The following is a 10341-nucleotide window of genomic DNA, read 5'->3' as shown; positions in this document are numbered from 1 at the left end:
CCACCCCCGCGCCCCCACCCCGTGAGGGGTCAACACACGCCGCAGCGCAGCATCCGATCGCGGCGTTTCGTGGCTCCTCAGGCGAGGGCGGAGCGCGATCAGGCGAGACGAGGCGCGATCAGGCCGGGACTTCCTCGCACACGCTGAGCTGCGGCAGGCCGTGCATCTCGTAGTGCTCGACCAGGCGGAGGCGTCCGTCCTCCGTGAGCTCGATCTCGCTCTCGCCGTCGCCGGTGACGACCGTGCCGTCGGCGACGAGCACGTGCACGAATGAGACCCAGATCGTGTCACCCGTTCGCGTGCCGACGAACTTGCCGAAGGTCACGGTGTCGCCCTCATAGCCGCCCCAGATGGCGCCGTCGCGCTCGAAATACTCGAACACGCTCGGTGCGTCGGGGTCGACCGCTGAGGTGGTCGAGGAGACCATCCCGAATCGGCGGCCGTCGAGGGAAGGGAGCGTCGCAGTGGCAGTCACTCCTCGATTATGGGGGATGCCGTCAGCCCTCGACCGCGTCGGACGCGCGCCATTCATCGTCGAGCAGCCCGAAGATCAGCAGCGTCGACCACTCATCCTTGAACCACTCGCTGTCCACGAGTCGGGCCTCCTGCCGGAAGCCGAGCCGCTCCACGACCCGCGCCGATGCGGTGTTGCGCTCGTCGATCCGCGCGGAGATGCGGTGCAGCCCGAGCCCGTCGAAACCGAGCGCGAGCAGTGCGCCGACCGCCTCCGTCGCGAAGCCTCGACCCGCTGACCGGGGGTCGAAGATGTACCCGACCTCGCCGGCGCGATCGACCTCGCTGCGCCAGAACAGCACGACGTCGCCGATCAACTCCCCGGTCGCGCGCTCCTCGACGGCGAGGCACACGGCATCGCCATGCTGCGCGAACCGCGTGTTCGACCAGGTCGTCGCGATGCGGCGCTCGACCTCTGCGAGTTCGAGCGGGGCGTAGGGCACATAGCGCACGACATCCGCGTCGGACTTGTACGCGTGCATCGCCGCGGCGTCGTCGATCACGATCGGGCGCAGCAGCAGACGCTCGGTGCGGATCGGGTAGTCGGGCGCGAGACGGATGCCGCGGCCGCGCTCCGAGTCCTCGGACTCCGAGGTCATTCGAGGTCCATGGAGATGAGCCCCGGCCGCTGGGCGGTGTCGGCTCGCAGGGTGAGCAGGAGGTCGCCGTAGTCCGGGCTGATCTCGATGCGTGCTGACGACAGGATGTGCCTGACGGGGCGCCCGCTGGTGCGCTCGATGCGGAGTCGACGGTTCGGGTATGCGGGTGGCGTCAGCCAGAGGCGGGTGATCTGGTCGTACGGATGGTCGACGTCGTCGATGCGGATGCCGTGGTGCGTGAGGGAGATCTGCGTCGGCGCCGACCGTGCGACCCTGCTGCGCAGCCCGGCGAGGATCCCGCATGCGATCGCGGCGAGCCCGGCGAACGGAGCCAGGAGGACCAGGGCCGACAGCTCGCTGTCGAGGAATCCGGGCTGCAGGACCAGGACGATCGTCGCGGCCGTCGCCAGGGCGCAGACGACGGTGGCGATCGTCAGTCCACGGACCAACCCGCGCTCACGCGAGGCGTCGACCGTGAACATCCGCGGAAGGTGCGCCCTGGCCCTGGCGTCGTCCACCGGGTCGGCGAGGCGCGGTTGCGCGATCGGGTTCAGCTCGGCCATCAGCTCATTGAAGGTGGCCCGCGTGAATCCGGGCAGTTCGACCGTGATCTCCCGGCCGGCGCTGTGCACGATCAGGGCGCGCGTGACACCGCTGCGCAGACCGTTCGTGCGGTGCTCGGTGATCTGCGAGCGGAATCCGGTCGCGGCGCGCACGTACGTCTCCCGCGCGCCCGGTCGACCGATCTCCACGGCGTCGGGGCGCACGACGATGCGCATGTTCCGGAACCAGAAGGTGCTCACCCAGACAGCCACGGTGAGCGCGATCGCCACGACCGCGACGATCAGCCCGCGGGTGGAGAGCTCCATGTTCCGCGGCAGGAACCGCGGAAGGATGAAGAGCGTCGCCGCAGACAGCACCACCGAGAGCACCAGCGCGCCGATCGCTGCCCGAAGCGGATGCCGGCGGAACACCCGTTCGCCGGGCATGACCGAGGTCTGATTCACCATGCGACATCTCCCCTTGGGCCGTCGAGCGTCCGCGATACGCCTCTACCGTAGTGGGGACGCACGACCGGGGCGCGGTTTCTTCGGGCCGTCGGCCAGCAGGGCGCCACGCGATCTGCTCGCCGCCCAGACCAGCGCACCGGCCGCGATCACCGTCGCGAGCAGCCCCACGATGTGGAGCAGCAGTGATGCGAGGCCACGCTCCGGCAGCAGGAACCCGTAGGGCACCCATCCGTCTGTGACGCCACGGACCAGCACCACCACCAGCCAGGCGATCGGGTACGGGAGCAGCATCCACATCCGTCGCCAGGCGAGTCGGGGCCGGTCGCCGATGAACACCCAGTCGAGTGCGACCAGGAGCGGGAACACGACATGCAGGACGAAGCTCATCCACGGCGGCGCCGAGCCGGTTCCGGGAACCAGCAGGTTGTAGATCAGGGCGACGACCAGGAGGTACGCCGTCACGATGCCGCGCGCGAGCGTGAGCACAGGCGGAACCCGTCGCCCCACGATCATCAGCGAGCCCGTGGCGATCAGGATGCCGGCGGCCAGCAGACTCGTCTGATTCGTGAAGTAGCCGAAGTAGTCGAAGGGGTTGGCGTCTCCGACGGCGATGCGAAGGCCGTAGCCGAAGCAGAGCACCGCCACGACGAACACCCCGGCGACCGTTCGACACAGCCCCCACGCGGCGACCCGTCTGGCGAAGTCGGTCTCGGCGGTCACCCCGACACTCTATGTGGGTAGCGTGGGTGGCATGGAGTGGATCGCGAACCCGAGCGTCGGCGATTGGCTGCGCGAACGCCTCGACCCGGGCTTCGCCTCCATGCACGGTGTCGTGCCCCGCGGGTACCCCGCGTACGCCAGGGTGTTCCATCCGCCGCTGGTCGACGATGCACCGACCACCTGGGCAGCGACCGCCGCAGCATTCGGCACCACGCTGCACGGGCTCGCCCAGTGGCAGCGCATCGTGCGCACGCCGGTCGACGGAGACTGGCGCACCCGGATCGGGCCCGATGGCCGTGAGTACTCGGCGCCGCTCGAGGGCGAGCTCGACCCGGAGCAGCTCGCGGCCGTGGCCGATCACCTCGTCGCGCACACGACGACACCGGATGCCGGAGTCGCCGCGCTGTGGGAGGGGCACGGGGGCCTGCTCGGCCACTTCGGGCAGACGCCGTCCAGCGCGTTCGCGGTGTCGAGCGATGATCCGCACCACCAGGCCATGCTGAACCGCAGCACGCACGATCCGTTCAACAACGTCTTCCGCAAGCCGACCTGGCAGGAGGGCATCCTGTCGCGTGCGATCTCGGAGGGCCCGCGGCTGCAGCTTCCCGACCGCGAGCACGTGCTGTTCTCCGCCGCGCCGCGCACGTTCGCCGACCCGGATTGGGTGCTGCACGCGGCCTGGCGCGATGTCGCCGCTGAGGAGCGCGGCTTCCCGCCGTCCGCGCAGAGCCCGGGCATCCTCTGGCCCGAGGATCGAGCCTGGGTGCTGGTGACCGAGGTCGATTTCGACTCCACGATCGTCGCGGGCTCGAATGAGCTGATCCGTGCGATCTGCACCGATGCCCGGATCGAGGCGCTGCCGATCCGGGAAGGCGCCGACCTCGGCTGGGACGCCGACGAGGTGAACCGGTGACGACGCCGCAGCATCCGATCACCTTCGATTCGCGCCCGCTGACCGAGCCCGTCGATCCGGCGGCAGTGCGGTCGTTCGCCGCCGAGCTGCGATCGCGTCGCTCCGGCACCGCGACGGCCGCCGTCGTCATCGGCATCGTCGTGGCGGTGGTCGCGGCCGTCATCATCATCCCGGTCTTCGTCACCATCCTGATCAGCATCGTGTCCCTCGGCGAGAATCCCGGCATCGCCGTGATCCCGGTGCTCCTGATCGTGCTCGGATTCGGCGCCGCGGTCGTGATCGCGTGGTTGACGTGGCGCCGCGGACGCGAGCGTCGCTACCGGCTGCACCGTTTCGCGCAGGCGAACGGCATGGAGTACGAGGCCCAGGTCGACTCGCCGCCGCTGCCGGGCATGATCTTCAGCCTCGGGAACTCCCGGATGTCGACCGACCTGTTGCGCGGCTCCCGTCCGCGTTTCGTCGAGTTCGGCAACTATCAGTACACGGTGCGATCCGGGAAGAGCTCCACGACCTACCGGTGGGGCTACGTCGCCGTGAAGCTCGACGTGCCGCTGCCGAACATCGTGCTCGACGCTGTCGGCAACAACGGGTTCGGGTCGAATCTGCCGGCCTCGTTCCAGAAGCAGCAGCGGCTGTCGCTCGAGGGCGATTTCGATCAGCACTTCACCCTGTACTGCCCGGCCGGCTACGAGCAGGATGCGCTCTACCTGTTCACGCCGGACATCATGGCTCGGTTCATCGACAATGCGGCCCAGCTCGACGTCGAGATCGTCGACGACTGGCTGTTCCTGTACACGCAGCGCAGAGTGTCGACCCTCGACGCGGCGACGTGGGCGTGGCTGTTCGGCGCGGTCGGCGCGCTCATGACGAAGTTCGACCAGTGGGCGCGGTGGCGCGATGACCGCCTGCGGGCCGAGAACAGCGCCGCAGCGCTCACGACCGGCGCCGTGCAGCTGCCGTTCGCGCCACCAGCGGGACTGCTCACTCCCCCGCCCGGGGTGGCCCAGCAGGGACGCCGGCTGAAGCGCAGCGGAACCTGGGTGCCGATCGTGTTCCTGATCGGCTTCGGGCTGATCTGGTTCTGGATTCGGATGCACTGACCGCGTGGCTTCCATGCACGTGAATGAGCGCAATCACTTGCAACCTCATCCGGTATACCATACCTGGCAAACGCTCCGCTGCGTCAGTCCCCAGCTGACCGCGAGTGTGACGGCTCAGCCGTCTGCGGAGGAGGATTCACTTCTCCTCCTCCGATCCCGAGGGGGGATGGGGTGGATGTCGGTCCCCAAGCGACACCCACCCCCACTACCCTCCTCGGTTCTTCACGTCCGGCCTCTGCGCGTCCGGCCGCGTTACTCAGCGTGACGACGTCGGCCCCACTCCGTTCTGCATGCAAGAGAATGGAAGGTGATGTCTGAACGCGAAGATCACACCACCTGGCAGGCCGAGCGCCGCGCCTCCGTCACGTCGGCGACCGGCAACCTCGCCCTGATCGAGACCCGCTGGACCGGCGAGCGCCCGGATCTGGATGCCGAGCGGCTCGCCGCATCCGACACCGTGACCGTGACGCCCGTCGAGCGCACGAACATCGAGACCGGCGCGGCCGAGCACGGGCTTCGCCTGTGGGACGCGGATGCTCCGGCCATCCGTGCCTTCGACCGCATCGACACCTACGAGTACGACCCCGCCTGGGTGCTCGAGGGGCACTTCACCCCGGTGGCCGGCGACCGTCGGGTGTCGTTCGAGCACATCCGAGACAACGGCGGCTCGCGCGACCTCGTCGTGCCAGGCGACATCCGGTTCGAGCTCGACGGCCGCGAGTACACGCTCGCCGCGTTCGACGACGGCGGCACGCTGCTGCTCGTGTTCGGCGACCAGACCAACGGCTCCGAGACCTACGGGTCCGGTCGCTTCCTGTTCGTCGAGCTGCGCGATGACGAGGGAACGGTCGTGCTCGACTTCAACCGCGCCTTCGTGCCGCCCTGCGGGTTCAGCGCCCAGTACAACTGCCCGCTGCCCCCGGCATCCAACCGCTTCCCCCTGCCGATCCGAGCAGGCGAGAAGAACGTCGTGTTCCGCGACGGCTTCGACATCTACGCGGCGTGACGCCGCACACTCTCACCCTGGAGTACTCATGAGAAGAACCCGCATCCTCGGCGCGCTCGGCGCCGTCGCAACGCTCGCCCTCGTGGCCGGCTGCGCGTCAGGCACGAGCACCGACGCCACCGCGAGTGAAGACGCCACGATCTTCATCGGGTCGCTGTACGAGCCGACCAACCTCAGCAACACCCAGGGCGGTGGCCAGGGCGTGACCGAGGCCCTCACCGGCAACGTCTACGAGGGCCTGTACCGGCTGACGGACGACGGCGAGGTCGAGCCGCTGCTCGCCGAGGACGCCCAGGTGTCGGATGACGGGCTGACGTACACGATCACGCTGCGCGACGACGTGACGTTCCACTCGGGCGACCCGCTCACGTCCGCCGATGTGAAGTCGAGCGTCGAGGCCGTCACCGCCGAGGACTCGGTCTCGGCCCGCAAGTCGAGCTTCAAGACGATCGCCGACATCGCCACCCCCGACGACAACACCGTCGTGTTCACCCTGTCGCAGCGGTCGATCTCGTTCCTGTACAACCTCAGCTACGTCTGGATCGTGAACGACGAGGCCGGCGACATCACCAGCACGGAAGACGGCACCGGCCCGTACACGCTCGACGACTGGAAGAAGGGCTCGACCCTGACCCTCCAGCGCTGGGACGACTACTGGGGCGACCCGGCCAAGAACGGCGAGGTCGTCTACACGTACTTCACCGACGCGACGGCCGAGAACAACGCCCTGCTCACGGGTGAGATCGACGTGATCACCAGCGTGCAGAGCCCCGACTCGCTCACGCAGTTCGACTCCGACGACTACGTCGTCAGCGAGGGCACCTCGACCACGAAGGAACTGCTCGCGTTCAACGACCGCGTCGCGCCCTTCGACAACGCACTCGTGCGCAAGGCGATCTACTCCGCTGTCGACACCAAGAAGCTCCTCGAGTCGATCTGGGGCGACTACGGCACGCTCATCGGATCGATGGTCCCGCCGACCGACCCCTGGTACGAGGACCTCACGTCGGTGAACCCGTACGACGTCGAGCTCTCGAAGGACCTGCTCGCGCAGGCCGGCTACGCCGACGGCTTCACGTTCACGCTCGACACCCCGAGCTACGACCCGCACCCCGCCGTGGCGGAGTTCCTGCAGTCGCAGCTCGCCGAGGTCGGCATCACCGTCGAGATCAACACGATCAGCGCCGACGAGTGGTACACGAAGGTCTTCAAGGAGCAGAACTTCGAGGCGACGCTCCAGGAGCACGTGAACGACCGTGACGTGGTCTGGTACGGCAACCCCGACTTCTACTGGGGGTACAACGACGCCGACGTGCAGCAGTGGGTCTCGGAGGCCGAACAGGCAGCCACGACCGACGAGCAGACGGCCCTCCTGAAGCAGGTCAACGAGAAGATCGCGGCGGATGCTGCGAGCGTATGGTTGTACCTGTACCCGCAGATCGTGGTCGCCTCCAGCGACCTCAGCGGGTATCCGGTCAACGGCCTGAACTCGCAGTTCTTCGCCTACGACATCGTCAAGTCCTGACGCGCGAGGGGGATGCCGCGTGTCGGCATCCCCCTCTTCCATCCTGAGAAGCCATGCCCGCCTACCTGCTTCGCCGCCTCGCGTTCCTCGTCGTGTCGCTCGTCGTCGCGATGATCGCGATCTTCGTGCTGCTGCGACTGCTGCCGGGCGACCCGGCCAACGCCCTGCTCTCGGTGAACGCGACCCCTGAGCAAATCGCCGCAGCGCGCGCACAGGTCGGCTCCGATCAGCCGCTCCTGCAGCAGTTCGCGACGTGGGCCGGCCAACTGATCCGCTTCGACCTCGGCGACTCGTTCCTGAGCTCGCGGCCGGTCGGTCCCGACATCGCCGCCCGGCTCGCCGTGACGCTGCCGCTCACGCTCATCGCCTTCATCGTCGCGCTGCTCGTCTCCCTCATCATCGGCATCACCGCCGCCGTGAAGTCGGACCGCTGGTACGGCATCGCGCTCTCGGGCTTCGCGCAGCTGGGCGTCGCGGTCCCCGTGTTCTGGGTGGGCGTCGTGCTCGTGTGGATCTTCGCGCTGGGGCTCGGCGCGCTGCCGTCGGGCGGCTTCCCCCGGGATGACTGGGAGGATCCGGCTGATGCGCTGCGCTCGCTCACGCTGCCGGTCATCACGATCGTGATCGTCATGAGCGCGTCTCTCAGCCGCTACGTCCGGTCGGCGACGCTCGACGTGCTCGGCAGCGACTACCTGCGCACCGCTCGCGCCGGAGGCTCCGGCATGGCCGAGGCGCTGCTGCGTCACGGGGTGCGCAACGGCGCGGTGCCGGTCGTCGCGATCCTCGGCATCGAGCTGTCGACGACCCTGCTCGGCGCAGTCGTCGTCGAGAGCGTCTTCACGCTTCCCGGCCTCGGCAGCCTGCTGCTGTCGGCCATCGAGCAGCACGACTTCCAGGTCATCCAGGGCGTTCTCGTCGTCAGCACGCTCTTCGTGCTGCTCGTCGGGTTCGCTGCCGACATCGTGCAGCGTCTGATCGATCCGCGCCTGCGCACGAGCGTCTCGGGGAACCGATGAGCCGCATCGCAGAACAGCTGATCACCGACTCCGTCCCCGTGCGGAGGCGGCCCAAGGCGACCCTGCTGATCGGCATCGTGCTCACCGGCGTCATCGTGCTGATCGCCCTGGTCTCGCTGTTCTGGCTGCCCTATCCGCTCGCCGACACCAGCGGCAGCCGCCTCGAGGGTCCGAGCGCCCTGCACCTGCTCGGCACCGACCGGCTCGGCCGCGACCTGTTCTCGCAGCTGATGTGGGGCGCGCGGATCGCGCTCATCGTCGGCACCTGCGCGGTCGCGATCGCCGCCGTCCTCGGCACGCTCATCGGCTTGATCGCCGCGTTCGCCCGCCCCTGGGTCGACGACACGCTCTCGGCCGGGCTCGACGTGGTGATCGCGTTCCCCGTGCTGCTGCTCGCGATGCTCGTCGTGGCGGTACAGGGCGCATCGTTGTGGTCTGCCGTGCTCGCGATCGGCCTCGCGATGTCGGCGGTCGTCGCTCGTCTCACCCGCATCCTCGCGCGCCGCGTGCTGCAGGAGCAGTACATCACCGCCGCGCGCACCAGCGGCACGAGTGTGCTCGGCATCGTCTTCCAGCACGTGCTGCCGAACATCGCGCCGACGCTCGCCGTGAGCCTCGCGCTGCAGTTCGGCGCGGCCGTGCTGGCGGAGGCGAGCCTGTCGTACCTCGGCCTGGGCGCGCCGCCGCCCAACGCCTCATGGGGACGGATGCTGCAGGAGGCGCAGGGAACCGTGCTCACCGCGCCGGTCGGCGCCATCGCACCGGGCATCGCGATCATCGCGCTCGTGCTCGGCGTGAACTTCCTCGCCGACGGGCTGCGCGACCTGGCCGACCCGACCCGCAGGAGGAGCCGATGAGCCTGCTCGACGTCTCGGGCCTCACGGTCCGCTCCGGTTCCGGCGCACTCGTGCGCGATGTGTCGTTCTCGGTCGCTGCGGGCGAGCGCCTCGGGCTGATCGGCGAGTCCGGCTCGGGCAAGTCGTTGACCTCGCTCGCGGTCACCGGGCTGCTCCCAGACGCACTCGTGGCGTCGGGTTCGGTGCTGCTCGACGGGCAACAGGTCGTCGGTGCTCGGGATGCCGACCTGCGCCCGCTCCGAGGCCCCGTCGCGCAGATCGTGTTCCAGGAGCCGCTCACCGCGCTCGACCCGCTGATGCGGGTGGGCCGCCAGATCGCCGAACCGCTGCGCCGCCATCTCGGGCTGCGCGGTCCCGAGCTGCGGGCAGCCGTCGCGGCCGCACTCGACGAGGTCGCGCTGTCGGAACCGCGGTTCGCACGCGCGTACCCGCACGAGCTCTCGGGTGGTCAGCGCCAGCGCGTGGCGATCGCGATCGCCCTCGCCGCCAAGCCGCAGCTGCTCATCGCGGACGAGCCGACCACTGCCCTCGATGTCACCGTGCAGGATGGCGTGCTCGGGCTGCTCGAACGCCTCGTCGCCGAACGCGGCATGGCGCTGCTGTTCATCAGCCACGACCTGGCGGTCGTGTCGCGCATGGTTGATCGCATCGTCGTGCTCCGCGACGGGCTCGTCGTCGAGTCGGGCTCAGTCACGCAGGTGCTGCAGGCGCCGGCCGAGCCGTACACGCGGATGCTGGTCGACAGCGCCCGAGCGCTCGACGCGTTCCTCGATGCACGGGAGGCCGACGCATGAGCCTGCTCGAACTGCGTGGCGCCGGGTTCGCCTACGGATCCCGTCGCGTGCTCGACGACGTGTCGCTGCGAATCGACGAGGGCGAATCACTCGGCCTCGTCGGCGAGTCGGGTGCGGGAAAGTCGACGATCCTCCGGCTGCTGCTCGGCCTCGCCGCCCCCAGCGACGGGCAGGTGCTGTTCGAGGGCGAGCCCCTCGCGCCCGGCGCGAAGCGCCGATCCGCCCCCGCCACACCCGGGTCGCAGAACCCCTCCACCCCTGGGTTGCTGGGCCCCGCCACACCCGGGT

At 69.1% G+C, this 10341-nt stretch carries 12 protein-coding genes; 8 read left to right on the top strand and 4 right to left on the bottom strand.

What is annotated here, in order from left to right; translation table 11 throughout:
* Nucleotides 1–118: 118 nt before the first annotated feature.
* The 4 genes from RS83_RS00170 to RS83_RS00155 are packed head-to-tail and all read right to left on the bottom strand — an operon-like array spanning nt 119 to nt 2842.
* Entirely contained in the window at nt 119–475 is a 357-nt protein-coding gene (locus RS83_RS00170) for a hypothetical protein (protein WP_230115783.1), read from the bottom strand.
* Between the two features lie 22 nt (nt 476–497).
* Complete coding sequence (locus RS83_RS00165; RefSeq protein ID WP_045277476.1) at nt 498–1112, bottom strand: GNAT family N-acetyltransferase; 615 nt, start codon at nt 1110–1112, stop codon at nt 498–500.
* The gene (locus RS83_RS00160; RefSeq protein WP_045277475.1) at nt 1109–2122 is read right to left on the bottom strand and encodes a hypothetical protein; all 1014 of its coding nucleotides are present in this window, start codon (nt 2120–2122) and stop codon (nt 1109–1111) included. The genes RS83_RS00165 and RS83_RS00160 overlap by 4 nt, the downstream gene beginning before the upstream one ends.
* Before the next feature lie 42 nt (nt 2123–2164).
* Complete coding sequence (locus RS83_RS00155; RefSeq protein ID WP_045277474.1) at nt 2165–2842, bottom strand: Pr6Pr family membrane protein; 678 nt, start codon at nt 2840–2842, stop codon at nt 2165–2167.
* Between the two features lie 31 nt (nt 2843–2873).
* Here RS83_RS00155 and RS83_RS00150 point away from each other — a divergent pair, with 31 nt between their 5' ends.
* The 8 genes from RS83_RS00150 to RS83_RS00115 form a co-directional block, all read left to right on the top strand.
* The gene (locus RS83_RS00150) at nt 2874–3755 is read left to right on the top strand and encodes a hypothetical protein (RefSeq protein WP_045277473.1); all 882 of its coding nucleotides are present in this window, start codon (nt 2874–2876) and stop codon (nt 3753–3755) included.
* A complete protein-coding gene (locus RS83_RS00145) occupies nt 3752–4855 on the top strand; it encodes a hypothetical protein (protein ID WP_045277472.1) in 1104 nt (367 codons plus the stop codon). Before RS83_RS00150 ends, RS83_RS00145 begins: the two co-directional genes overlap by 4 nt.
* Before the next feature lie 310 nt (nt 4856–5165).
* Nucleotides 5166–5861, top strand: a complete 696-nt coding sequence (locus RS83_RS00140; RefSeq protein WP_045277471.1) for a DUF1684 domain-containing protein — start codon at nt 5166–5168, stop codon at nt 5859–5861.
* Between the two features lie 28 nt (nt 5862–5889).
* Nucleotides 5890–7386, top strand: coding sequence for an ABC transporter substrate-binding protein (locus RS83_RS00135; RefSeq protein ID WP_045277470.1), 1497 nt, complete (start codon nt 5890–5892; stop codon nt 7384–7386).
* A 53-nt stretch (nt 7387–7439) separates the two neighbouring features.
* Nucleotides 7440–8402, top strand: coding sequence for an ABC transporter permease (locus RS83_RS00130; RefSeq protein ID WP_045277469.1), 963 nt, complete (start codon nt 7440–7442; stop codon nt 8400–8402).
* Nucleotides 8399–9259: an ABC transporter permease gene (locus RS83_RS00125; protein WP_045277468.1), complete on the top strand. Its 861-nt coding sequence runs from the start codon at nt 8399–8401 to the stop codon at nt 9257–9259. The genes RS83_RS00130 and RS83_RS00125 overlap by 4 nt, the downstream gene beginning before the upstream one ends.
* Entirely contained in the window at nt 9256–10053 is a 798-nt protein-coding gene (locus RS83_RS00120) for an ATP-binding cassette domain-containing protein (RefSeq protein ID WP_045277467.1), read from the top strand. The genes RS83_RS00125 and RS83_RS00120 overlap by 4 nt, the downstream gene beginning before the upstream one ends.
* A partial coding sequence (locus RS83_RS00115; RefSeq protein WP_045277466.1) for an ATP-binding cassette domain-containing protein occupies nt 10050–10341 on the top strand: 292 nt, incomplete at its 3' end. The genes RS83_RS00120 and RS83_RS00115, both read left to right, overlap by 4 nt.

This window comes from Microbacterium oxydans, assembly GCF_000956525.1.
In the GTDB taxonomy this organism is placed as follows: Bacteria; Actinomycetota; Actinomycetes; order Actinomycetales; family Microbacteriaceae; genus Microbacterium; species Microbacterium oxydans_A.
This window is presented reverse-complemented; position numbering and strand designations above follow the sequence as displayed.

Bases quoted from the DNA above. Each gene is read 5' to 3' on its own strand.
- RS83_RS00165 (WP_045277476.1), bottom strand. From the start codon at position 1,112: ATGACCTCGGAGTCCGAGGACTCGGAGCGCGGCCGCGGCATCCGTCTC.
- RS83_RS00160 (WP_045277475.1), bottom strand. From the start codon at position 2,122: ATGGTGAATCAGACCTCGGTCATGCCCGGCGAACGGGTGTTCCGCCGG.
- RS83_RS00150 (WP_045277473.1), top strand. From the start codon at position 2,874: ATGGAGTGGATCGCGAACCCGAGCGTCGGCGATTGGCTGCGCGAACGC.
- RS83_RS00140 (WP_045277471.1), top strand. From the start codon at position 5,166: ATGTCTGAACGCGAAGATCACACCACCTGGCAGGCCGAGCGCCGCGCC.
- RS83_RS00135 (WP_045277470.1), top strand. From the start codon at position 5,890: ATGAGAAGAACCCGCATCCTCGGCGCGCTCGGCGCCGTCGCAACGCTC.
- RS83_RS00130 (WP_045277469.1), top strand. From the start codon at position 7,440: ATGCCCGCCTACCTGCTTCGCCGCCTCGCGTTCCTCGTCGTGTCGCTC.
- RS83_RS00125 (WP_045277468.1), top strand. From the start codon at position 8,399: ATGAGCCGCATCGCAGAACAGCTGATCACCGACTCCGTCCCCGTGCGG.
- RS83_RS00120 (WP_045277467.1), top strand. From the start codon at position 9,256: ATGAGCCTGCTCGACGTCTCGGGCCTCACGGTCCGCTCCGGTTCCGGC.